Raw genomic sequence first — 23,978 nt, 5'->3', positions numbered from 1 at the left:
CAGTCAACTCTTCCTATCTACGGTATCGCAGTTTCACGCAGGGTCTGTCGTCGATGTGATCGCGCCAAGCAGGCGTATTGACGGATCCTAGCAGGCCTGTAATGAGATCATTTTTTGACACCCACTTAGCAAGCTGACCTCGATGAACATCCCTGCCGCAATCAATACGACCTCCGTTTTATTGTACGCACTTCTTTCGGCCGTTTATAAAACAGCGCAGGTTCTACATACCCTACCGGCTCCAGCGAGGCATAGCAATCAATCTGCCACGAATTTTCTTCCCGACGTCGACGTCATCGTTCCGTGCTTCAACGAAAACCCCGATACGCTGCGCGCGTGTCTCGCCTCAATCGCAACGCAGGAATATTCAGGGGCTTTAAAAATCCACGTGGTCGATGACGGATCCGCCAACCGCGATGCGCTGGGACCCGTGTATCGCGACTACGAGCACGATCCGAGATTCAATTTTGTTCTTCTTCCCCAAAACGTGGGAAAACGCAAGGCGCAGATCGCCGCAATACGGGCTTCAGCCGCAGAACTCATACTCAACGTCGATTCTGACACGACCTTGGCGCCGGACGTTATAAGCCAACTCATACTGACAATGAGCGATGCAGAGGTCGGCGCCGCCATGGGTCAATTGACCGCCAGCAATCGCAGCGATACGTGGTTGAGCCGTCTGATTGATATGGAATACTGGCTCGCGTGTAACGAGGAGCGCGCAGCTCAGGCCCGGTTCGGCGCCGTGATGTGCTGCTGCGGGCCGTGCGCGATATATCGCCGCTCCGCGCTTCTCTTGCTGCTTGATCAGTACGAGACACAGATGTTCCGGGGAAAGCGAAGCGATTTCGGGGAAGATCGTCATCTAACAATTCTCATGCTGGCCGCGGGCTACCGAACAGAGTACGTTCCAAATGCGATCGCTTCGACCGTGGTTCCAGACAGACTGGGGCCGTATCTTCGCCAACAATTGCGCTGGGCGCGAAGCACGTATCGCGACACGCTGTTGGCGCTACGCCTTTTGCCCCGGCTAGATCGGTACCTTACGCTGGACGTCATTGCGCAGAATGCAGGCTCCCTATTGCTCGCGATCGCAATGCTCTCCGGCTTTTTACAGATCGCATTGACAGAGACGGCCCCATGGAAGGCGTGCTTCGTGATTGCGTCAATGAGCGTGCTCCGCTGCTCCGTGGCAGCCGTTCGCTCTCGTGAGGTTCGATTTCTTGGGTTTTCCGCGCACACGCTGGTCAACCTACTGTTCCTACTACCTGTTAAGGCGTACGCCTTGTGTACACTCAGCAACAGCAACTGGCTGTCCCGCGGCGTGCCCGCCGGCGGTTGTAGCGCACACGTCGACCCGCCGGGGCACGACACTGAAACGGACACCACTATATCCACAAATGGCGGGGCTCAGCGTGACAAGCACCGTCGACACTGGGATGACCAGGCATTAACGGAATCTGATGACGTTTTCCGAAACAAATGATCGTGTTCGTCACGAGATCTTCCTGAAGAGAACAACGATTTGGATTTCCACGTCAATGCCAACTGCAGCAATCACGTTCACAGATGTCAGCAAGTCCTACGGCGGGAAGCTCGCTGTCAATGGACTGTCGTTCCACGTAGAGCCGGGCGAGTGTTTCGGCCTTTTGGGGCCCAACGGCGCAGGCAAGAGCACGACCGCGCGGATGGTCCTCGGGATGGCGCTACCTGACGCGGGTACGATCACAGTCCTCGGAGAGCCAGTGCCCGGACGCGCGCGACGGGCACGTGCACGAATTGGCGTGGTTCCGCAATTCGATAATCTTGAACCCGGGTTCACAGTGCGCGAGAACCTAGAGATATTCGGGAGCTACTTTGGCATGAGCGCAGGTGAGATTTCGGTTGTGATTCCTTCTTTGCTCGAATTCGCGCGTCTGGAAAGCAAGGCTGATGCGCGCGTTATCGAATTATCAGGAGGCATGAAACGGCGTCTGACGCTCGCTCGCGCGCTCATCAACGACCCCCAACTACTTGTAATGGACGAGCCCGCGACGGGCCTTGATCCGCATGCGCGCCACCTCATCTGGGAACGCCTGCGCTTGCTGCTCGCGCGCGGCAAAACAATTCTTCTCACCACTCATTTCATGGAAGAAGCGGAGCGACTGTGCAACCGTCTCTGTGTGATTGACGAAGGGCGCAGCATTGCCGAAGGTACTCCTAATGCGCTGATCGAAGAGCAGATTGGGAGCCAAGTGATTGAGATATATGGCGGCAATTCACATGAACTGCGCCCGTTACTCGAGCCCTACACACAGCGAACCGAAGTGAGCGGCGAAGCATTGTTTTGCTACGCCGCTGATCCTGAGCAGGTGCGTTTGCAGTTGCGGGCGCATGCGGGTCTGCGCATTCTCCAACGCCCCGCCAACCTGGAAGACGTGTTTTTGCGGCTAACCGGCCGCGAAATGAAGGATTAGTGATGCGTGATGTATTCATGTTAACTCTGCCCGGCAACGCACTGAACTGGCGCACGGTATGGCACCGCAACTACCTTGCATGGAGGAAATCTGCGCTTGTTTCGCTCCTCGGGAACCTTGCGGATCCAATGATGTACCTGTTCGGTCTTGGCTTAGGTGTGGGAATAATGATTGGCCGTGTCGACGGCACGTCATACATCGCGTTCTTGGCCGCTGGAATGGTTGCGACGAGCGCAATGACTTCTGCCACCTTTGAGACGATTTATGCGGCTTTCTCGCGAATGCATACTCAGCGCATGTGGGAAGCGGTGTTATGCACTCAACTCACGATTGGCGACGTCGTTCTAGGTGAACTTTCATGGGCGGCCACAAAAGCCCTTCTTGCCGGCGCTGCGGTGATGGTGGTTGCTGCGGTCCTAGGCTATGCGGCGCTGTCGAGTATCATCTATGTCATGCCCGTCGTCGTTCTCACTGGACTCGCCTTCGCGAGTCTGGCTATGGTGCTCGTCGCCATCGCGCCCACTTACGACTATTTTATTTTTTACCAAACCCTTGTTCTGACGCCTATGTTGTTCCTAAGCGGCGTCGTCTTCCCGGTCGGTCATCTCCCCGGTGGTCTTCGTCAAATTGCGAGATTCCTTCCGCTGACACATTCCGTTGAGCTGATCCGCCCAGCGATGCTGGCACGGCCTGTCGCTAGTATCAGCCTTCATGTGGCTACGCTTTGCGTCTACGCAGTATTGCCGTTCTTTATATCGGCGGTTCTACTTCGCCGCCGCCTAATGTCGTGACGATTTTGGCAATCAATCCGAGCCCACGAGCTTCGCAACGGACTATCTGCGGACCGCTCACACCCTCTTTCAACCCGTTAGATGAACACCATGACATACCCCATGCAGACAACTGAGCCATTTGTGATCGTGGGGATGCCGAGGACCGGCACGCACTACTTGGAAGAATTGCTGAATGCGCATCCGAACGTGTCAAGCAATGGTGAGTTGCTCAATCCGTATGACGCGATGTGGTCCGATCGCGCCCGGCTTTTGCGTAGCGATCGCGAACTGCTCGAGCTAGCCTATCTGCACCATCCGACCATGACCGGGAATCCGCATTTGACACACGTCGGTTGCAAGATCAACCAGCCTCAGTTTAACGAACGTCCCGGGTTTTTCGAGACGCTGGTCGCGTGGCCACGTTTGAAGGTACTGCTCGTGATTCGACGAAACACGTTGGAATCGTTTCGTTCTTTGGTGCAAGCAAGACAAAGCGGTCAGTGGCTAAAATACGGTCCTGACAACGACGACTCACGTCCGCCTCCGCAAGTCATATTGAAAATCGAAGACTGTGAGGCTTACTTTAAGGCCGCGGACGACTTCCACCACTTAATTCTGAGCTCGTTTTCACCGTCGAGCGTGCTCACTATCGACTATGAAACTCTTCGGGACGATCCGGCCCCAACCCTGAAGGCGGTCTCGGCATTTCTCGGCATCTCGAATCACCCTTGCTCTGACAACACATCTCTTAGACGTCAGGAAGTTCGATCGCTGCAGCAGACGGTACTTAACTTCGAAGAGTTGAGGCGTCACTTCCAGGGCGGTCGATACTTTAGATTTTTCGAAGCTCAAGGGGGCTGATCGGCCCGCCAAACATCAAGATTGCCGCGATAGCTCTCAATTGGCTAGCTTTTGAAGAGTATTGGCTTTATCGACTCGCAAACTCGGGTTTCGTGGTCCGCAGCCTAGCTAAAGTAATTCTTGCGTGCCGAGCAGCAGATGAACTCCGATGTGTATGGCCCACTGTTACGGTTCAGTGTTCAGCGAGTGGCGTATGAACGTATTGTTATAAGGTGACTTCAAATGGCCTCAACTGTGCAATGGAAACTCTGTTGGGAAAATGAGCTAGGGCTCTCGGACCACATAGAATTGTCCGAGTTCTTTCGGGCAACGTATGGCCCAACTGGATCTTTTAACGCAAAACCTTTCGAGGGCAGCCGGAGTTGGGCTGGTGCGCGGCCCGAACTCCGTGCGATTGCCTACGATTCGCAAGGGGTGGCGGCTCACATGGGCTCGCTGCGCCGGTTCATCAAGGTTGGCACGGTCGATGTTCTGGTAGCCGAGCTGGGACTTTACGGAGTTCGTCCGGATCTCGAAGGACTCGGCATCAGCCATTCGATCCGCGCGATGTATCCGGCACTGCAGGGCCTTCGGGTCCCATTCGCATTCGGCACGGTGCGCCATGAGTTGAAGAACCATATCGCGAGGTTGTGTCGGCATGGATTGGGAACGGTCGTCTCGGGCGTGCGGGTGCGGTCAACTCTGGCCGACGTTCGTCTAGATTTGCCCCCGACACGCACTGAAGACGTCCTTGCGGTAGTCATGCCGATTGGTAGCTCGATGAGCCAGTGGCCTGAGGGGAGTGCAATCGAGCGCAATGGTCCGGAGCTCTGAAGGCTGGCGCTTCACCACAGAAGGCGGTGGAGCCGACGCCCCCATGCAATTGTCCTTATAGTAAACGACTATCGAGGTATGTGAACTTGACACATGTAGCGAATTTCGACTTGCTGCTTCGGGAATTGAACTCCAACGATCCGTGGCGGCTGGACAGTAACCCGTTCGAATTCGATCGCCACAGGCAAATGCTTCGATTGTCACTTGCCGAGGGCGTCGTCACAAATGCACTCGAAGTCGGATGTGCGGGCGGGGCGTTCACGGAAAAGCTGGCGCCTCACTGTCGAAGGCTCACCGTCATCGATGTAGTTCCAGAGGCGATCGCGCGAACGCGCGCACGGCTAATGGAACGGACCAATATTACTTGGATCGTATCAGACATCCAGCGCTTTTCGGCTCCGGAAAAGTTCGATCTGATCGTTGTCGCAGAGGTTCTTTATTACCTCGGAAGCATCGCCGAGGTACGGGCCACTGTGCAGAGCTTGGCGCGCATGCTTGCGCCCAACGGCCAGTTGGTATTCGGATCGGCTGTTGACGCCAATTGCCGGCGTTGGGGGCACATCGCCGGGGCGGAAACGGTGCTCGAAATGCTACAGGAAGAGCTGACCGAAGTCGAGCGCGTGCAGTGCATCGGGCGGTCGTCCAATGAGGATTGCATGCTCGCGCGCTTCCGGAGCCCGAAGGATTTTCCAAATCAACCGAATTGCCTCCGTTAGAGCGGGGAGATACTATGCGCATCTGCGGCATCAAACTGACACACGATGGAGCCATCGCTGTTGTCGAGGATGGAAAGCTCCTTTTTTGCATCGAACAGGAGAAGCGGGACAATAACCCGCGATATCAGGAAATCGGGAATCTCGACGTAGTTGAAACAGTGCTGAGCGAACACGGGCTGAGTGTCGACGATATCGATCAGTTTGTAATTGATGGCTGGGACGGCGAGATAGAGTCAGAATTTCGCACTCTCAGCGGCCGTACGCCTGTGATCTTGAAAGGCGCTCCCTATATCGAACGGGCCGACGATCTCCTCCATCCGCTCGAACGCACCGGCCTGTTAATCGGCGATCAATCGTATTCGTATCAGAGCTACCCTCATGTTTCGGGCCATGTCGCGTCCGCGTACTGCACCAGTCCGTTCGCGATAAGCGGGGAGCCTGCATACTGCCTAGTCTGGGATGGCGGCATGGTTCCAAGACTGTACTATGTGCGACCGGACGAAGCACGCCTCGTCAATTGCCTGTTCCCAGTTATCGGCCAAATGTACGCGGCGGCTGGACATCATTTCGGGCCCTATAAGAAGGCGAGCGGCGCTGACTGGGACCTGGGCGTGGCCGGTAAGCTTATGGCATACATCGCGCTCGGGTCGGTCGACGAAGGCATCATTGCAGTCTTTCGGGAGCTTTATGAGCAACGCTTTGCCGGCGACACCGAACTTGCGCAAGACTACCGCGAGAATGTCCGCATACCAGAAAGATCTCTCGCAGCTATACGCGACTTTTTCCAAGAATGCGTTCCACAATTGGAGGCCAAGCCTCAAGAGGACATACTTGCATCCTTTCACGTATTCCTCGAGCGTCTTCTGGTTCAAGGAATGGAGGCAGCGCTCTCACGCCATCCGATTTTCGAGCCGCGGAACTTGTGCATCTCTGGCGGATGCGCTCTTAACATCAAATGGAACAGCGCACTACGTGAAAGTCGTCTTTTTAACGCAATCTGGATTCCGCCTTTTCCGAACGATAGTGGGTCTGCGATTGGCGCCGCTTGCTGCTCGATGGCGGCGAACAAAGGCTTCCTGCCGTTGGAATGGTCGATCTATAGCGGGCCAGCAGTGAAAACTGGTGACGTGCCGCCCGGATGGACAGCGTCCCCTTGCTCCATTGCACAACTCGCCGGCGTACTCGCTGAAAATAAACCCGTCGTCTTCCTAGCCGGCAGGGCAGAGCTGGGTCCCCGAGCGTTGGGTGCCCGAAGCATTCTCGCTGCTGCGACGTCCCCTGCGATGAAGGACTTCCTCAACGCGGTGAAGCATCGGGAGCATTTTCGTCCGGTAGCACCAATATGTCTTGAAGATCGGGCGGTTGCCGTCTTTTGTCCCGGTACTCCAGACCCCTACATGCTGTTCGATCATCAGACGCGCGAGGAATGGCGGGAGAGGATCCCCGCCGTAGTGCATCTCGACGGATCGGCTCGGTTGCAAACCATTGCAAGAACTTCCGCGCATCCCGTGGCGCAACTCCTGATTCAATACGAAAGACTCACTGGCGTTCCTTTGCTATGTAACACCAGTGCCAACTATCATGGACGTGGCTTCTTTCCGGACGCTGCTTCAGCCTGCGAGTGGGGAGGTGTCGAACATGTATGGTGCGACGGTCTTTTATTGAGCAAGGCATGTAGCACTGGCCTGCCACCGTCAATCGACGAACCAGGTTCTGGCGGCCGGTTTGAGCGGGCCGTAGCCGCACCGCTCGGGGCGTGACTTGAATGAGTGCGTCAGGGACTCTCTTTCACGGACGAACTGCACAGTCAGCAGCAGCATTCCTCAATGTCAAGATTTTCTAAGTTGCAATACCGATGCCCCACCACACTGCTCCAACGCCGTGATGCAGAGCGGACGCCTTTGCTTCCAACAGCGGTTTCACCCCTATCGTAGGCAAGTATGCAGAAGACCTCCGTTTCAGATCTTCATGTCCACGGCTTCCGGATTCAGCCGGAGTCGAGAGGACGATTGCTCCGGCAAACGCCCGCCATCCTGTGGTTCACGGGGCTGTCGGCAGCTGGAAAGTCGGCGATTGCCGACAAGGTCGAGGCACTACTGCATGCGTCCGGCCAACTCACCTACATTCTCGATGGAGACTCCATCAGACTCGGTCTATGCAAGGATCTCGGCTTTGCGGATGCGGATCGCCACGAGAACGTACGGCGCGTGGCCGAAGTTGCAAAATTGATGGCTGACGCAGGGCTCGTAGTGCTGGTGTGCCTCATTTCGCCGTTCCGTCGCGATCGGGAACTCGCGAGATCCACCGCGGGTAGGCATCGTTTTGCCGAAATCCACGTTCACGCTAGTTTGGCCGTAGCCGAATCTCGCGATCCCAAGGGACTGTATCGGCTTGCGAGAACTGGCGCCATACAGCATTTCTCCGGCATCGACTCGCCGTATGAACAGCCGACGGTCCCGGACGTATTCATCGACACATGTTCGAAGTCCATCGATGAAGGCGCGGACCTTGTGGTGAACTGGCTCAATAGCCGCTAGTTGGAGCGAGACGAGCGTGGGCACACCGCAGAACCGGATTCGATAACCCGATGTCCATGGCGGACGAGCGGCTCGATCGACGACAGTTGCCGGAGCGGGCGAAACGTCGACACTCGCATGTTGCATACCCTCCTTCCAGCGAACCCGGTGCCAGGGAGGTGAGTTTGTTCAGCCACCCATCTGATTGCACTGCGCTCACGCGGACCAAGGTAGACAGATGATTGATTACGGCAATCTCAATTGCTATCGCGGACGATCGCAGCCGCGGTCGCGCGACCCAGCGTTGCTTCCCGCAGCAAATCGGCCTTTCGGCCGTGCCGCATCGATCACTGTCCTGCTTTCACTAGTCTATTCACTTTCCGGCTGCACAGTCGGTTCCGAATATCGCACTCCCGCGCCGCCCGCGACCGACAACTATACACCGACGGCCCTACCGGAATACACGGTTTCGTCGCCCGGTGCGACCGGTCTTGCGCAGCAGTTCAAGGCTGGCGGCGAGCTGCCTGCACAATGGTGGACCCTTTACCGTTGCGAGCCCCTCGACGCGCTCATACGCGAGGCCCTCTCAAATAGCCCGAATATCGCTGCAGCCAGCGCGGCGCTGCGCCAGGCGAGTGAAAATCTGCGCGCGCAAACTGGGATCGATCTATATCCCGCCATCGATGTCAAGCTCAATACTACTCGCGAAAAGCTCAATGGCGCGACGCTAGGCCAGCCCAGCCTGAAAAGAATACTAAGCCTGTACAACGCATCAGTGAACGTTTCCTATAACCTGGATCTCTTCGGGGCTGCACGGCACGAACTCGAGGCACTGGGCGCGCAGGTCGACTTCCAGAGTTTGCAGCTACAGAGCACATACCTGGCGCTGTCGGCGAACATCGTCACCGCTGCGGTCAGGGAAGCTTCCCTCCGCGAGCAGATTGACGCGACCGAGCGTATCGCCGCGGATGAGGAGACTCAGCTCGGTGTATTGCGTAAGCAGCTTGAGTTCGGCGGTGTGGGTCGCGTGGCCGTGCTCTCGCAGGAAACGTTGCTCGCACAAACGCGCGCTACCCTGCCGCCACTGCGGCAGTCTCTCGATCGGGTGCGACATCAGCTTGCCGTGCTCGCGGGTAAGCCGCCTAGCGATAACAGCGTTCCCGAGTTCAGGCTGTCGATGTTCACCCTACCGCAGACCTTACCCATCGCCCTCCCTTCGTCGCTCGTCCGTCAACGTCCGGACATCCTAGCTGCGGAAGCCCTGCTGCGTCAGGCGAGCGCCCACGTCGGCGTCGCAACCGCGAACATGTATCCGCAGCTTACGCTGTCCGCAAACTACGGCCCGCAATCATTAACGCCAGCGGGCATGCTGAAGTACGCGGACATGATCTGGAACATCGGCGCGGGGCTCACGCAGCCGATCTTTAACGGAGGCGAACTGAGCGCTAAAAAGCGCGCGGCGGAAGCCGCCTTCGATGAGGCCAACGGGCAATACAGGCAAACGATACTGCTTGCATTCGAAGAGGTCGCGGATACGCTCCGCGCACTCGATCACGATGCAACCGCACTCGCCGCGCAAACCGGAGCGTGGCGTGCAGCCAGCAGCTCGCTCGAGCTGACGCGTGGCCAGTTTCGTGCCGGCGGTGTCAGTTATCTAGCTCTGCTCGATGCGCAGCGTCAATACCAGCAGACAATCGTCAATCTCACCCAGGCCCGCGCTGCACGCTACGCAGACACGGCCGCATTGTTCGAAGCACTGGGCGGCGGCTGGTGGAGTGACACTGCGAGTATCCAGACAGGACAGCCGGACTCCGATATCAACCCGCAGTGAACTCTCGTTCTGCTTGCCGCGCCCCGCATCGTTTCCAATGCTGCGCGTCCAACGGGATCTGCTCCATATCAGTTTGCCGTGCAAGGACACGACGATGACGACAAATAAACCAACAGCGAAACGGATGATCACCATGCTGATCTGCATGGGCATTCTGCTTGGCGCGCTGATCGGTTTCAACCTGTACAAGGCGCATATGATCCGGAAATTCATGGCGCACAACGCGGTGCCGGCTGCTACCGTCACGTCCGCCGTCGTGAGCTATCAGACATGGCAGCCACAGCTTGCCGCTGTGGGCAGCCTGCGTGCCGTGCGCGGTGTCGACGTGACGACCGAAGTGGCTGGACTCGTTCGCGAGATTGCATTCAAGTCCGGCGAGGAAGTCAAGGCCGGACAGGTGCTCGTGCGTCTGAACGACCGCTCGGACCGCGCGCAGCTCGCCTCGCTAAGAGCTGCCGCCGACCTATCGCAAACCGTCTATAACCGCGACACGGCACAGTACGACATTCAGGCGATCGCCAGGGCGCAAGTCGATGCTGATGCCGCCGACCTGAGAAGCAAACGCGCACAAGTCGAACAGCAGGCCGCACTGGTTGAGAAAAAAACGATTCGCGCGCCTTTCGCGGGACGCGTGGGCATCACGACAGTCAATCCGGGCCAGTACGTCAATCCGGGCGACGCCATTGTTACGTTGCAAGCTATCGATCCCATCTACGTCGACTTTCACCTGCCCCAGCAGGAACTCGGTCAATTACAGGTGGGACAGAGCGTCGCCGTAAATACAAGTGCATTCGTGAGCCGCGGCTTCGTGGGCAAGATCCGCGCTATCAACCCGCGCCTCGACAGCACGACGCGCAACGTGGAGGTCGAAGCGGCCCTCGACAACCGCGAGGGCAAACTGTTGCCGGGGATGTACGCTAGCGTAAAAGTCGATGTTGGTCACGAGCAGCGCTACCTGACACTGCCGCAAACAGCAATCACTTACAATCCCTACGGGGCAACAGTTTTCGTCATCAAACCGGGCGAACATAAGGACGCACGCGGCAAAACCATGCCCGTTGCGCAACAAATCTTCGTAACGCCAGGACCCACGCGCGGCGATCAGGTTGCGATCCTGAAGGGCTTAGACGAAGGCGCACTAGTGGTAACGAGCGGCCAGCTCAAGCTGAAGAACGGCACACCGCTCGTAATCGACAATCGCGTGTTGCCGGCAAACAGTCCTGCTCCGACGCCCCAAGAACAATAAGAGTTCCTCAGATGGATTTCACCGATATCTTTATCAAACGGCCGGTCCTCGCGTCCGTGGTAAGCCTGTTCATCCTCGTGCTGGGCTTACGTTCCCTGTCGACACTCAAGGTTAGCGAATATCCCCAGACTGGCACTGGCGTCGTTACCATCACCACCTCGTACTATGGCGCTAGCGCCGAGACTATGGCCGGCTTCGTTACTCAGCCGCTCGAAGCCGCGATCGCACAAGTGCAAGGCATCGATTACATGTCGTCAAAGAGTAACACGGGTGTCTCAAGCATCACCGCGACTCTGCGCCTGAACTACGATCCGAACCGCGCGTTAACAGAGATCAACACCCAAATCGCGTCTATGCGCAACCAGTTGCCACCCCAAGCGCAACAGCCAGTGTTGACTATTCAGGTCGGCCAGACTACTGACACGATGTATATGGGCTTCTACAGCGATGTGCTGCCAAGCAACAACGTCACTGACTATCTGCTGCGCGTTGTCAAGCCGAAGCTCGATTCAATTGAGGGCGTGCAAACCGCAGAGGTTCTCGGCGGCCGTCAGTTCGCGTTGCGCGCATGGCTTGATTCGACCAGCCTCGCAGCGCACAACGTCACGGCTTCTGACGTCTACACGGCACTCGGCAACAACAACTATCTGGCGACGCTCGGAACAACCAAAGGCCAGATGACCAGCGTCAGTCTAAACGCTGGTACCGATCTGCATTCCGTCGAAGACTTCAAGAAGCTGGTTGTCAAGCAGAAGAACGGCGCGATGGTGCGCCTAGAGGATGTCGCCAATGTCGTGTTGGGTGCGGACAACTACGATTCCAATGTCGCTTTTAGTGGAAAACGCTCGGTGTTCATTGGGATCAAGGTAGCACCCGACGCAAACCTGCTCGACGTAGCGAAACGTGTCAAAGCTGTGTTCCCTGATCTGCAGAAGCAGCTCCCCACGGGTATGTCGGGCGACATCGTCTATGATGCCACGGACTTTATCGAGACTGCCATCGACGAAGTGGTGAAGACGCTCGTCGAGGCACTACTGATCGTGACGCTCGTGATTTACCTGTTCTTCGGCAGCTTCCGCGCGGTGATAGTGCCCTTGTTCGCGATGCCGCTGTCTCTGATCGGCACATTCTTCATGATGCAGTTGCTCGGCTACTCCATTAATCTACTGACGCTGCTCGCGCTGGTGCTCGCGGTCGGACTCGTGGTCGATGACGCGATCATCGTGGTTGAGAATTTCGACCGGCACCTGACGACCGAGGGCAAGCGTCCCTTCGATGCCGCGCTCATCGCCGCACGGGAACTCAGTGGCCCGATACTCGCAATGACTGTTGTGTTGATTGCCGTCTATCTCCCCATTGGCTTCCAGGGCGGACTGACGGGCGCACTGTTCACGGAGTTCGCATTTACACTGGCAAGCGCGGTCTCCATGTCGGGCGTGGTCGCGCTAAGCCTATCGCCGATGATGTGCTCGCGACTCTTTCACAACGAGCAGCAACCCGGACGCTTCAACCGTTTCGTCCATCAGCAGTTTGAGAAAGTGCATCGGGGTTATATGCGGCTCCTGCGCTCGATACTGGACACATGGACCGTATTCGTCGTGATGGGTGCAATGCTGTTATGCGGAACCATCTACTTATTTGCGACGTCACAGTCCGAACTCGCGCCCCAGGAGGACCAAGGCATCGTACTCTCGCTGATCCAGGGACCACCCAATGCGACGATCCAACAGATGCAGATGTATGCCGACCAAGTGTTCCAGCTATCTAAGCAATTGCCCGAGTATGCCCAGATGTTTCAGTTGACAGGTGCGCCGACGCTGAATCAGGGCTTCGGCGGCGTGCTCTTCACGACATGGGACAGGCGAAAGAGAGGGACCTCCGAGTTGCAACAGGAGCTTCAACAGAAGTGGAACGGCATCGCGGGCGCGCGAGTTGCCGCGTTCCAGTTTCCACCCCTGCCCGGTGCGCAAGGCTTCCCGGTGCAGTTCGTGATCAACACGACTGAGCCTTTCGATGACCTCAACGAGGTGACCCAAGCGGTTTTGCAACAGGCGCGCGAAAGCGGCATGTTCCTCTTTGTCGACAGTGACCTAAAGATCGACAAGCCCGAGACCGTTCTGATGGTCGACCGCGACAAGGTCGCCTCGCTCGGCCTTACGCAAAGCGACATGGGACAGGCGCTCGGAGCTGCGCTCGGTGGTAACTACGCGAATTATTTCTCGGTCGCCGGACGTTCGTACAAGGTGATTCCACAAGTTCAGCAGGTCGACCGAATGAACCCATCGCAGCTACTAGACTACAACCTGCGCACTTCCGACGGCAGTATGATTCCTGCTTCGACTGTCTCGCATCTGAAGTCGACGGTTGTGCCCGAATCCATCAACCATTTTCAGCAAATGAATTCCGCAACGATCTCGGCCGTAGTCGCACCCCGCGTTTCGCAGGGCGAAGTACTCGAGTTCCTGCGCAACGCCACAACCCGCGTCGCTCCCTCAGGATACAACATGGACTATTCCGGACTTTCGCGCCAATTCATGCAGGAGTCCGGCGGTTTCGTAATCACTCTGATGTTCGCAGCGGTCATTGTGTTCCTTGCACTCGCGGCGCAGTTTGAAAGCTTCCGCGATCCCATCGTCATTCTGGTCTCAGTGCCGTTGGCGTTGTTCGGTGCGCTGATCTTCATTAACATCGGCGTTTCCACGCTCAACATCTACACGCAAGTCGGACTGGTCACACTCATGGGGCTTATCAGCAAGCATGGCATTCTCATCGTGCAGTTCGCGAATGAGTTACAGCGTTCAGGCCGCGGCAAGCGCGAAGCTCTTGAAGAAGCGGCAGGCGCGCGCCTGCGCCCGATCGTCATGACTACAGCCGCCATGGTGCTTGGTGTTCTGCCGCTAGTGATTGCGTCCGGCGCCGGCGCGGCAGGGCGCAACGCGATCGGACTGGTAATATTCACAGGACTGTCCATTGGCACTCTGTTCACACTGTTCGTTGTCCCGTCGATGTACATGTTGTTAGGTGCAGAACATCACGAGAAGACAACAGCAATGACGTGACCGCCATCCATTGTGCAGTTTTTCGCGCACTCCTCGCGCCGCGGTGTGGCTGGACCACACAGCTTGCGATGACTGCAAGGACTGCCGTCATGCGGGTCTTTGCGTCTCGCCATTGATCAGCCCCACGTATCTGAGGACACGAAGACTCGCCAAAGATCAGGGATAGCCTAGGCTAGCGGTAAGCCTAAGACATTATGTGAAACCGTTGAATTTATGAGTGAACCGACGCGCCGTCGGCGAGGCGTTTACCCGAACTAGGCGTCCGGTCGGACCGAGCGGGGTGGCAGCGATGAAAGCTGACGATACGTCGTACCGTCATCAGAGCACCAGGACGACCGGTGTCGGAACCTTATAGGAAGGCCTGGAATGGGACGCACAAAGACGTGTTTGCGCGCCCGCCTTGGTGCGGGGGGGGGGGGGCGACGATTGAAAGCGGTCTGCGAAGTTCTCGGCGCGGTCCACTATGACGTAGCAGTGACAACGGGCTCGCTTGTCCGATTGGCAAGCGGTCGTAGCGCCACACCGTCCGATGACTCAGAACGTCTCGAAGAAATGCTGGTCCATGTAGCGCATTTTCTTCCGACTTCAGGCGTCTGGGCGCTCCGGCATTCCGGTCGAGAACAGCCCCCCGCCGCCAACCACATGCGCGTGTATCGGGTTATCCGACAGCATCATCTGCTGCTGCGCCGTCTCGGCGCGCTGCGATACACGCGGCAGCACGACGATCGTGTTGTTGCCGTGGACAACAACAATACCATTCGTGGTCCGATGGCTTCAAGTTCCGGTGCGACGATGGCTCCCTCCCTATGTGTAACCTTCGAGCTGCCTGTCGCAACCGGAGGCGATTAGCTGGATTGCCACGCCTCGAAGTCATACCGGCAGCGTGGCGCACGGCGTGATGCTGATTGCCGTCTAGCAGACGCAGCTCATCGAATGGATGAGGTACAACGCTCTACCTACATCGACCATCGCACGCGTATCTTCGGGCGCGAGCTGCCCCCTGCATCCGCTGACCACGCACGTACACTGGCCGCACAGCAATGGTATGGCTCACTCGTTCGTGAAGACGATGTACGTTTCCTCGGGTTTATAGGGCAACTCCACGCCACCAACCCGCAATTGAGTCCGGTCCGAAAGTTTTATGCCCGTGGCGCCTCGTCGTCAAGTTAGTCGATATCCTGCACGAGGCAATCTTTTCCAGTCGACACGCTGACGCTCGCCTCGTTGCGACATTGCCTTGATGTCTTCGCAAGCGATGTTTAGGCAACTCAGCGGCGACAAAAAATAGACGACTGGTTGGCACCTCACGATATCTTTTCACAGGCATCAATTTTATTTGTTTGATCCTGAGGTAGACGATTTGCTATCGTGGCATTCATGGATATTAAAGATAAGTATCGCTTTGCGCTGACAGACAAAGCAGTTATTGGCAACGAAATATGCAATCTTTACCTCTCTCTTATCTATGGAAGCTCTGCAAAAGTCCTGACGTTGACGTCTCGGTGGACTATCCTGGGAGAATGCAGGTTTAAGGGATACCTCGATGACACAGCTTGGTCTTGGTCTGGATCTTTCAACGAAACGCACGCGCAAGCGGGAATTTCTCGATGAGATGAGGCGCGTTGTCCCATGGTCGAGGTTGATTGCATTGATCGAACCGCACTATCCAAGGGGTAAGACCGGAAGGCCGCCGTTTCCTACTGCGACGATGCTGCACATCCACTTCATGCAGCAGTGGTTTGGTCTGTCAGACCCGGCGATGGAAGAGGCGCTTTATGACGTGCCGCTGTATCGTGAATTTGCTGGGCTGGACGAGGGTATGACGCGTTTGCCGGACGAGAGCACGACTCTCCGGTTCCGTCACCTTCTCGAAACGCACGACCGGGCTGCGCAGACCCTCACGCTGGTCAATGAGATCCTGAGCGAGAAAGGCTTGATGCTGAAGGTAGGGTCGGCGGTCGACGCCACCTTGATTTCCGCACCCACTTCACCAAGAACGGCTCTGGTACACGGGACCGGAAATGCAACAGACGAAGAACGGAAACCAATGGTACGCAGGGATGAAAGCGCACGTCGACGTGGACGCAGAGTCGGGCCTGGTCCACACGGTCATCGGCACAGCCACCAACGTTCATGACATCAATCCGGCCGAAGCGCTGTTGCACGGCTAGGAAATGGATGTGTACGCTGACGCCGGATATCAGGGTATCGAGAAGCGCTGCCACGTAAGCGCGGTTCGCTGGCATGTCGCGATGCGACCCGGCAGGCGCAGACAACTGGACCTAACCGATCGGCTGGATCGCGATATTCGATCAGATTGAACGCCTGAAGGCCAGCATCCGCACCAAGGTTGAACATCCGTTCCGCGTCCTCAAACAACAGTTTGGGTATACAAAGACCCGGTACCGAGGGTTGATGAAGAACACCGCCCAGATCACGACACTATTTGCTCTGGGCAACCTGTGGATGGCACGCAAGGCTTTGTGCGAACGCTTGAAGCGCTCGCAGATTCAGTTCGCGAATCTCGGCAAACAGTGGTCCTCACGCTTCAATGGCCAGACGACCAACCTGCCAGCAGACTCTCATGGCTGATACGACGCAAGTGGCAAACGGCCAACTCTCTGGAAACGAGTTGTGCAGACCTTCCCTAAATCGTAGCGTTACTCTCAGCGATCGTCTTTTCGACGGGTAGAGGTACTCCAAAGGAGATAATTCATGAAAAACTGCGCCGCGTCTTCACACATTGCATCACCGACTATTGACCTATTGTATGACTATGCTCCTTTCCTCGAGATTTGCAAATCAGAAGGAGCAATTGGCTCGTTTTCCCCCAGTGCACAGACGCCGCGGGTTGCAATCGTGGGGGCTGGCATTAGCGGGCTTCTGGCCGCGGCAGAATTGATGCGAGCAGGTGTCACCGATGTCACCGTGTTTGAAGCCCGCGATCGCATCGGAGGTAGAGTATGGTCACAACGTTTTGATCCACGGTACCCGCATCTCATTGCTGAAATGGGTGCAATGAGATTTCCTCCGAGTGCGACCGGCCTTTTTCATTACCTTGACAGGTACGGCATTTCGACGACAGCCTCTTTCCCGGATCCAGGAATGGTCGATACCGAATTGCACTATCGCGGTACTCGCCATATCTGGCGCGCGGGAGACCCGCCGCCCCCATTATTCAGAGTCGTTTACGAAGGCTGGAAAGCCTTTTTGCAGGAAGGATGCGTGATCAACGGTACGTCTCTAGTTGCTCCCGCAAAAATCACCGCAATGTTGAGGTCAGGCCGGTTTGAGGAAGCCCGAGCAGAATGGCAAACGTGGCTCGACATGTTTCGTGACAGTTCTTTCTATGCAGCCATCGTGGCCATCTTCACTGGATCTCGCCCGCCCGGAGGCATCCGCTGGGAACGGCCTGACGACTTTGAACTATTCGGTTCTTTGGGCATAGGCTCTGGAGGCTTCCTTCCTGTTTATCAGGCGGCATTCACCGAAATACTGCGGCTCGTCATCAATGGCTACATGGACGATCAACGCTTGGTCTCTTGCGGAATTGCTACACTAGCTGAGCGCCTCGCAGCAGAGAAGATCGGAGAATGCACCGTTGCGGACCGGGTTCGCTTCAATGGCGTGGGCCGTATCTACAAAGAAGACGGAAAGATAAGGCTGATGACTGACGCGGACGAAATCATGACCTTTGACCGAGTTATCGTTACCAGCAACACAAGGACAATGCAGATGGTTCACGGCCTGACTGACGACGAGACGTTTCTCAGTCGAGACGTCTCACGGGCCGTCAGAGAAACGCATCTCACTGGGTCATCAAAACTATTCATGCTTACACATGGTAAATTTTGGATCGGTAACGATTTGCCAGTCACAATTCAATCTGACAGTTTTGCGCGCGGGGTATATTGCCTTGACTACGAGCCCGATAGGCCAGACGGTCCAGGTGTAGTTTTGCTTAGCTACACGTGGGAGGACGACGCGCACAAGCTACTAAGTGTCCCCGACAAAAAACAGCGCTGCGAGCGTTTTGTCGACGCCCTTGCTACATTCAACCCTGAGCTTGCGCGCCACCTCACTCCCGTGGATGACGACTACGAGCATGCCATCCTTCACCATGACTGGTTGACTGATCCGCATTCTTCCGGTGCGTTTAAACTCAACTATCCCGGTGAAGATGTGTACTCACAGCGGCTTTTTTTTCAATTTCAGACGGCAAACGACCTCGCAACGGATACCGGCCTATATCTGGCTGGATGCGGTTGTTCATTCACCGGTGGTTGGATCGAGGGGGCGGTCCAGACAGCTATCAATAGCGCCTGTGCCGTTATACGCAGTACAGGCGGAGACCTTCTACGGGGTAATCCTCTCGACGAAATACGCAGTGCCTACCACTACTGATATCGCACGCACTGACACCCTATTTTTGGACTCTTTATGTATTCGGAAGACACTCTGGAATCGCTTTGTGATGGTATACGCGATGGTGAAATCTCTGCGGATGACATGCGGAAGCACGCAATTAGCGCCAATGCTAGCCAGCAGAAGCTCAATTGTTTCATTGGTAGTCGCGACCTCGACGCACATTTCGCAAGGCCGAATGATGTGCTGAAAGGTGCACCACTCTACGGCATCCCCTTCTCATTGAAAGACAATATTTGTGCTAGCGGGTTTCCAGTAACTGCCGGTACGCCAGGGATGGAAGGATGCATAGCGACACGCGATGCCATTATCGTCCGGAAACTGAAATCCTTGGGCGCTGTCGTCGCCGGTAAGAACAATATGCATGAACTTAGTTTTGGTATCACATCGGTCAATCCGAGGTGGGGAACGGTGGGCAACCCGACGGCACCGGGATATCTGGCGGGCGGAAGCAGTGGCGGTTGCGCGGCCGCGGTGGCTGCCGGGATCGTTCCGATCGCGATCGGAACTGACACTGGCGGCTCGGTGCGGATACCGGCCGCCTTCTGTGGAATTGTCGGCTTCAGGCCAACAAGCGGTCACTGGTCTTCAGCTGGAATCATTCCAGTTTCTCGCACTAAAGATTCACCTGGGCTTTTGACGCGAACGGCGAAGGACGCGTTGATGATACATGAGCTGCTGTCCACCGGTACCCGTCCTCCGGCAAAACAGATACGTACTCCTTGCCGCATAGGACTTCCGGCGTCCATGTGGAGTAACCTCAATGAAGATGTCCGAAAGCATTGTTGGCATGCGATCACGCGTCTCATCCGCGCTGGGTTCGAGTGCGTTGATCTGGACGACTCGGCTGTTGCTGACTTAAATAGGATTGGAACTTTCACCATTCCCGTTTACGAATTCTTCATGGACTTTCCACGCACATTGCTTTCCTTCGGTTGGGCCAACAGGATAAATGCGATATTCGATAACATCCGTGATGAAGCTGTCCGCAACATCGTCCACAGCAACCTCAGTGCACAGCTGATCTCTGCGGCGGATTATTCTTTTGCGATCCAGAATGTGGGCCTTTTGCGTCAACAAATGAAAAACCTGTTCACCACCCAAGGTGTCGATTTTCTCGCATACCCGACGGTTCCGTGCAGCGTTCCCCACTGTAGCGATGCCGGGCGGCCCGAACTTTTCTCGGAGGTGATACGTAATACTGACTTGGCCAGCAATGCCGCGATGCCCTCGGTTACCCTTCCCGTTGCTCCGGATGGTGCATTGCCCGTTGGTTTGAGCCTTGACGCACCACGAGGTCAGGACCGCCGCCTCTTGACTATGGCAACGTCTGTAGAAGACGTTCTGAATTCGTCGTAACACGACTGCGATCTTCACCGCGAAAGGTTTCATGCGCAGGCAACAGCAAATGATTCGCACATCGTTTCGGAGGTGGTAGCCAATGCAGATTTCATTACAAAGAATAAACACTCTCTTTGACGCCGGTAGTTTTGTCGACCATCACCCTGTCGAGAGAAGTCATTTCATCTGCGGCGAAGGGTCTATAAATTCCGTAAGAACGTTTCTGGTCATGAATCGGGGACGAGACTGTGAATTCAGAGGAAGCGGACAGTGGCGCACCGCCACGCAGATTACAAAGACCGTAACGATGGCCCGGGAGAGTTGCGCCCCATTGATTTACGTTCAGGACCGTCCCGGAGGAACAGGTTGTTTCGATACCACAAAAGTTCTTTCGTCGGACATGTCGAAACTGCTTTTGTCACCAACTGGAATGGGCAGAGTCAGTGCATCCCTCGCCGAGTTGGCAGAGAAGAATTTGCTAATTTCCGCCATACTCGGCCCGACTTCAGGCCCCTTGGCCTTACCACTGATGCTGGCTGACTTGGTGTTGATGACCAAAAAGGGCGCCTTGTGCATGGGTCGCCCCGATATGGTGAAGGCCATGCTGGCTCAGGATTCAGATCTCTATTCGCTAGGTGGAACAGACGTTCACAGCAAGCACTCAGGTTCAGTTCAATTGGTATTCGAAGATGAAAAAGACTTATTCGGATGTGTAAGGCAATTTCTTCACGTCATCGCCAACCGCGGAGCGAACCGTGGTCTGGGATATGAAGAACCCGAAGCAGCTGATTTCAAGAGCTTGATTCCATTGGATCATCGTACGCCCTATGATATGCATCAGTTGCTGCATTCTTTCGTCGACAAGGACAGCTTCACCGAAATTAGCCCCGAATACGCAAAGGAAGTGTTGACAGGCTACGCGACCATTAAAGGAAGCGCGGTCGCTATCATTGCTAACAATCCCCGCTATAAGGGCGGTGCCATTCACAGGCAATCCGCCACCAAAATAGTCAAAATGGTTGGTGTGGCTGAGAAAGTCAGGATACCGATCATTTTTATTGCTGACATCCCTGGATTTATGATCGGCCGAGAGGCGGAAAATAGTGGGATTTTTTCTGCAGCGGCAGATTTGTTCAGAGCACACGTTCGAAGCAAAGTACCTAAGTTGCTGCTCATTGCAAGAAAAGCGTACACGGGAGGCGTGTATGCCATGTGCGGCCCGGGCTTTAACCCAGTAGCAGTCTTGGCTTATCCGCAGGCTCACATTGGTGTTTTCAGTCCCGATACGATGACAAAAGTTATGCCAGAACTTGATGAGACGACAAGGGACATAATACAGAAGCTGACCGACGAAATCGAAGATCCCCAACTGTTGAAGGCCGATGGACTGATTACCGACGTCATTGAAATAAAAGATACCAGGGAGCAGGTTTCGAGATATTTGTTCGCGGAGGCAGGCAAATCTTGAGTCGGATGTTCTGATCGCGGGACAATGCGCGACTCGCGAGACCATTGTGGCCAAGTCGTAGCACTGCCTCGATCAAACCTCTTCCGACTGTTGCCGCGCCAAGATCATCCGGTACTGCGTCATGATAGCCAGCGATTCGGTGTGTACGCATGTCACGTTTATCGCGCTAGGCGGGGCCCACGCACTATCAAGAAGATTGCGCTGCGTGTCAGGCTCAGCAGGACGATGCGAGGAAAGATGCGTTTGGCACGCCGACCTGTAACCTCCATAGTGCGACTGCTTTTCTGCCAAGGATTGCAGTTCAGCTGTCAATGCAAACGCCGCTCGCTTTTGACCTGCTCCGATCGAATTGTGTGGCGTCTACACGCGCACGGACTTCACTGTGGCGCCTTTGCGCACGTCGGGCGTGCCTCACGGATCAGTTCTAGTTGAAGAAATGACGTGCACCAAGCCTGCCGCTGAACTAGGGCAGATGTAACCTATACTATTGTCATTCGCGCTGTGGGACCAAAGTCCTGGACGAGGATGCCGGACGCGCCCGACTTCCGCGTCCGGCCCCGGTGACGAACTCGGCCGTGGTGTGGCAGCAGCAAGAAGTCTTAAGAGGTGACAGTCAAGCGAGCCGACTCGACGTGACCTATCAGTCCTCTGGTTGCTGCGGCTACCAGGCTGAGCGAGAATACTTGGGGCGTCTGTCACGGATCTGCGTAATCGAGCCAGGGATGATCGGCATAATGAGGCCAGTCACAATGGCCCGAAACGCGATTTCGAAGGGTCTCAAGAAAATTCAACATCGAGACGTCTGTCACGGATCGGCGTAATGGAGCCACCTGATGATCGCCGTAATCGAGCCAGTGCATGATCGGCGCAATCCGCCCAGTTCAAACATAATCATTGCGCCGTAGCCGACGCGTGCGTCAACTAATTCGCCGACAAGCTCACGTTCGTATCCTGAAGACAGCGATGGATATGAGACACATGCGACCCTCGAATGGACGTTAAGGAACTCCGCAACCGCGACGGCATTTTCGCAATGCCGCTGCATGCGAAGATGAAGGGTTTCGACTCCTTGTATCAGCTGAAAGCTGGCGAGGGGACTCATCGCGGCGCCGGTGTCACGAAGCCAAGTCATCCGGGATTTAAGCAAATAGGGACTGGCGCCAAAATCGTCCAGTTTCATAACAGCTTCTTTCCAGAGGATGTCGCCATGCGCTTCATCTCTCCGTCGTTGAACAACGGAAACCGGCCTGCGTCGTCAAACGCGAAGCTTCCGTTATCGACAATCAATCCACCAAGTGTCGTTCCGTGGCCGCATAGATACTTTGTCGCGGAATACGTGGAGATGTCGGCGCCCAGAGCTTTCGGACGGCAAATCAAAGGGGTTGTCGTGTTATCTACAATAACAGGAATCCCGCGCCGCTCACCGATTTCCACCAGCGCCGGAACAGGCAACGGGACAAGGCACGGATTGGAAAACGTCTCTCCAAACATGGCAATCGTCCTGTCGTCCAACATTCGCTCGAACGATGTTACGTCTCTTGGATCCGCAGATCGTGCCTCGATACCCAATCGTTTGAATGTATTGAAGAGCAGATTCCACGTATTGCCATATAGATACTTCGACACGACAACGTTATCGCCTGGCGTTCCGCTGCACAGGTTAGCGATAGCGAGAAAGGTTGCGGACTGCCGAGAGCTACCGCCATGGCGTCGCTCGCACCCTCCACTGGGACACCAAAAAAAGTGACCCATCGGAGTCGTCTATACTCTGACGGGTCGTCTAAAGTCCCCACGGTAGGTCGAGCGAGACGGTTCGCCCCCCTGCAACCCTGTACGAGACTGGCGCACGACAACCCTTGATCAAGGTCATACCTTTCTCACATCAGATAAGTAGCCAACACGGTCATGAATTGCTGGCAGCATAGGCTACGCGATGGAACGAATTCAGCGAGGACGCCCCGCCCAAATAGCCGCCCGGCGCTGGCGCCGTTGAAAGATTTCGTCTCTGACTGTTGTCCGGGCAGTTTGAAGGATACGGAAAAAGATTTTTACTCAGAGTTGCCTCCTGTCATGAGCACTTTTGTCATAGCGTCAAAGTGCCAGCCAATCTTTGGCAAGCCTGACATTCGACGAAGAAGGTCATTGGCGCGGTTTTGCGGGATGTGTGCTACCGCCCTCCTCAACCGCAAATTGATATTTCGTCGCGACCGTTCGATTCATGAATACAACTTCAGCGTAACCCGCGACCCACAGTGTCGACTAATATTCACCCCTTGCCGTGATAGATATGAACGACGGCCTCATTAGCATGGGCTGGAGAATCACTGCAGCGTGAGAGGCACCGTACCGGGCAAAGGTGCGCCGGTTCGACGGCCTTCCGGTTCTGTCACTTGACCACGAAGACATCGACAAGCGGTGAGCTTGCTCCTGGTGTGCGAATGCCATTGTCATGCCCTGTGTCGGACAAGGGATA

At 55.9% G+C, this 23,978-nt stretch carries 14 protein-coding genes and 2 pseudogenes; 15 read left to right on the top strand and 1 reads right to left on the bottom strand.

Translation table 11 applies throughout. From position 1 onward, the window contains the following. The first annotated feature begins 142 nt into the window (after nucleotides 1-142). From nodC to BC1002_RS33755, 15 genes and pseudogenes are all read left to right on the top strand, one after another. Nucleotides 143-1,486, top strand: coding sequence for a chitooligosaccharide synthase NodC (nodC, locus tag BC1002_RS33830; protein WP_013094471.1), 1,344 nt, complete (start codon nucleotides 143-145; stop codon nucleotides 1,484-1,486). 55 nt (nucleotides 1,487-1,541) lie between these two features. After that, complete coding sequence (gene nodI, locus BC1002_RS33825) at nucleotides 1,542-2,456, top strand: nodulation factor ABC transporter ATP-binding protein NodI (protein WP_013094470.1); 915 nt, start codon at nucleotides 1,542-1,544, stop codon at nucleotides 2,454-2,456. A gap of 2 nt (nucleotides 2,457-2,458) precedes the next feature. Then, nucleotides 2,459-3,247: an ABC transporter permease gene (locus BC1002_RS33820; RefSeq protein ID WP_013094469.1), complete on the top strand. Its 789-nt coding sequence runs from the start codon at nucleotides 2,459-2,461 to the stop codon at nucleotides 3,245-3,247. Nucleotides 3,248-3,337: 90 nt separating this feature from the next. Next, nucleotides 3,338-4,090 (top strand): sulfotransferase, encoded by a 753-nt coding sequence (locus BC1002_RS33815; protein WP_013094468.1) that lies wholly within the window; start codon nucleotides 3,338-3,340, stop codon nucleotides 4,088-4,090. Between the two features lie 222 nt (nucleotides 4,091-4,312). Next, nucleotides 4,313-4,903, top strand: coding sequence for a NodA family N-acyltransferase (locus BC1002_RS33810; RefSeq protein WP_013094467.1), 591 nt, complete (start codon nucleotides 4,313-4,315; stop codon nucleotides 4,901-4,903). 86 nt (nucleotides 4,904-4,989) lie between these two features. Next, nucleotides 4,990-5,619, top strand: a complete 630-nt coding sequence (gene nodS / locus BC1002_RS33805) for a nodulation methyltransferase NodS (protein ID WP_013094466.1) — start codon at nucleotides 4,990-4,992, stop codon at nucleotides 5,617-5,619. Between the two features lie 14 nt (nucleotides 5,620-5,633). After that, nucleotides 5,634-7,379, top strand: a complete 1,746-nt coding sequence (gene nodU, locus BC1002_RS33800; RefSeq protein WP_013094465.1) for a nodulation protein NodU — start codon at nucleotides 5,634-5,636, stop codon at nucleotides 7,377-7,379. 180 nt (nucleotides 7,380-7,559) lie between these two features. Next, nucleotides 7,560-8,156: an adenylyl-sulfate kinase gene (cysC, locus tag BC1002_RS33795; RefSeq protein ID WP_013094464.1), complete on the top strand. Its 597-nt coding sequence runs from the start codon at nucleotides 7,560-7,562 to the stop codon at nucleotides 8,154-8,156. A 217-nt stretch (nucleotides 8,157-8,373) separates the two neighbouring features. After that, the gene (locus BC1002_RS33790; RefSeq protein WP_013094463.1) at nucleotides 8,374-9,966 is read left to right on the top strand and encodes an efflux transporter outer membrane subunit; all 1,593 of its coding nucleotides are present in this window, start codon (nucleotides 8,374-8,376) and stop codon (nucleotides 9,964-9,966) included. 94 nt (nucleotides 9,967-10,060) lie between these two features. After that, the gene (locus BC1002_RS33785; protein WP_013094462.1) at nucleotides 10,061-11,212 is read left to right on the top strand and encodes an efflux RND transporter periplasmic adaptor subunit; all 1,152 of its coding nucleotides are present in this window, start codon (nucleotides 10,061-10,063) and stop codon (nucleotides 11,210-11,212) included. A gap of 11 nt (nucleotides 11,213-11,223) precedes the next feature. Further along, the gene (locus BC1002_RS33780; RefSeq protein ID WP_013094461.1) at nucleotides 11,224-14,271 is read left to right on the top strand and encodes an efflux RND transporter permease subunit; all 3,048 of its coding nucleotides are present in this window, start codon (nucleotides 11,224-11,226) and stop codon (nucleotides 14,269-14,271) included. A 1,543-nt stretch (nucleotides 14,272-15,814) separates the two neighbouring features. Next, nucleotides 15,815-16,755: pseudogene (locus BC1002_RS37145) on the top strand (IS5 family transposase); the annotation flags it as partial. A 231-nt stretch (nucleotides 16,756-16,986) separates the two neighbouring features. After that, the gene (locus BC1002_RS33765) at nucleotides 16,987-18,675 is read left to right on the top strand and encodes an NAD(P)/FAD-dependent oxidoreductase (protein WP_013094460.1); all 1,689 of its coding nucleotides are present in this window, start codon (nucleotides 16,987-16,989) and stop codon (nucleotides 18,673-18,675) included. Nucleotides 18,676-18,711: 36 nt separating this feature from the next. Continuing rightward, complete coding sequence (locus BC1002_RS33760; RefSeq protein ID WP_013094459.1) at nucleotides 18,712-20,055, top strand: amidase family protein; 1,344 nt, start codon at nucleotides 18,712-18,714, stop codon at nucleotides 20,053-20,055. An 82-nt stretch (nucleotides 20,056-20,137) separates the two neighbouring features. Then, nucleotides 20,138-21,505: a carboxyl transferase domain-containing protein gene (locus tag BC1002_RS33755; RefSeq protein ID WP_013094458.1), complete on the top strand. Its 1,368-nt coding sequence runs from the start codon at nucleotides 20,138-20,140 to the stop codon at nucleotides 21,503-21,505. Between the two features lie 877 nt (nucleotides 21,506-22,382). Here the strand turns inward: BC1002_RS33755 and BC1002_RS33750 are convergent. After that, nucleotides 22,383-23,358: pseudogene (locus BC1002_RS33750) on the bottom strand (PLP-dependent transferase); the annotation flags it as partial. Nucleotides 23,359-23,978 lie beyond the last annotated feature (620 nt).

It is taken from the genome of Paraburkholderia atlantica (genome assembly GCF_000092885.1).
Classification (GTDB): Bacteria; Pseudomonadota; Gammaproteobacteria; order Burkholderiales; family Burkholderiaceae; genus Paraburkholderia; species Paraburkholderia atlantica.
Note: the sequence above shows the minus strand (reverse complement) of the source record. Positions and strands in the feature narration are given on the sequence as shown.

Coding starts and splice junctions, on each gene's coding strand:
- nodC (WP_013094471.1), top strand. CDS start 143: ATGAACATCCCTGCCGCAATCAATACGACCTCCGTTTTATTGTACGCA.
- nodI (WP_013094470.1), top strand. CDS start 1,542: ATGCCAACTGCAGCAATCACGTTCACAGATGTCAGCAAGTCCTACGGC.
- BC1002_RS33820 (WP_013094469.1), top strand. CDS start 2,459: ATGCGTGATGTATTCATGTTAACTCTGCCCGGCAACGCACTGAACTGG.
- BC1002_RS33815 (WP_013094468.1), top strand. CDS start 3,338: ATGACATACCCCATGCAGACAACTGAGCCATTTGTGATCGTGGGGATG.
- BC1002_RS33810 (WP_013094467.1), top strand. CDS start 4,313: ATGGCCTCAACTGTGCAATGGAAACTCTGTTGGGAAAATGAGCTAGGG.
- nodU (WP_013094465.1), top strand. CDS start 5,634: ATGCGCATCTGCGGCATCAAACTGACACACGATGGAGCCATCGCTGTT.
- cysC (WP_013094464.1), top strand. CDS start 7,560: ATGCAGAAGACCTCCGTTTCAGATCTTCATGTCCACGGCTTCCGGATT.
- BC1002_RS33790 (WP_013094463.1), top strand. CDS start 8,374: ATGATTGATTACGGCAATCTCAATTGCTATCGCGGACGATCGCAGCCG.
- BC1002_RS33785 (WP_013094462.1), top strand. CDS start 10,061: ATGACGACAAATAAACCAACAGCGAAACGGATGATCACCATGCTGATC.
- BC1002_RS33780 (WP_013094461.1), top strand. CDS start 11,224: ATGGATTTCACCGATATCTTTATCAAACGGCCGGTCCTCGCGTCCGTG.
- BC1002_RS33765 (WP_013094460.1), top strand. CDS start 16,987: ATGAAAAACTGCGCCGCGTCTTCACACATTGCATCACCGACTATTGAC.
- BC1002_RS33760 (WP_013094459.1), top strand. CDS start 18,712: ATGTATTCGGAAGACACTCTGGAATCGCTTTGTGATGGTATACGCGAT.
- BC1002_RS33755 (WP_013094458.1), top strand. CDS start 20,138: ATGCAGATTTCATTACAAAGAATAAACACTCTCTTTGACGCCGGTAGT.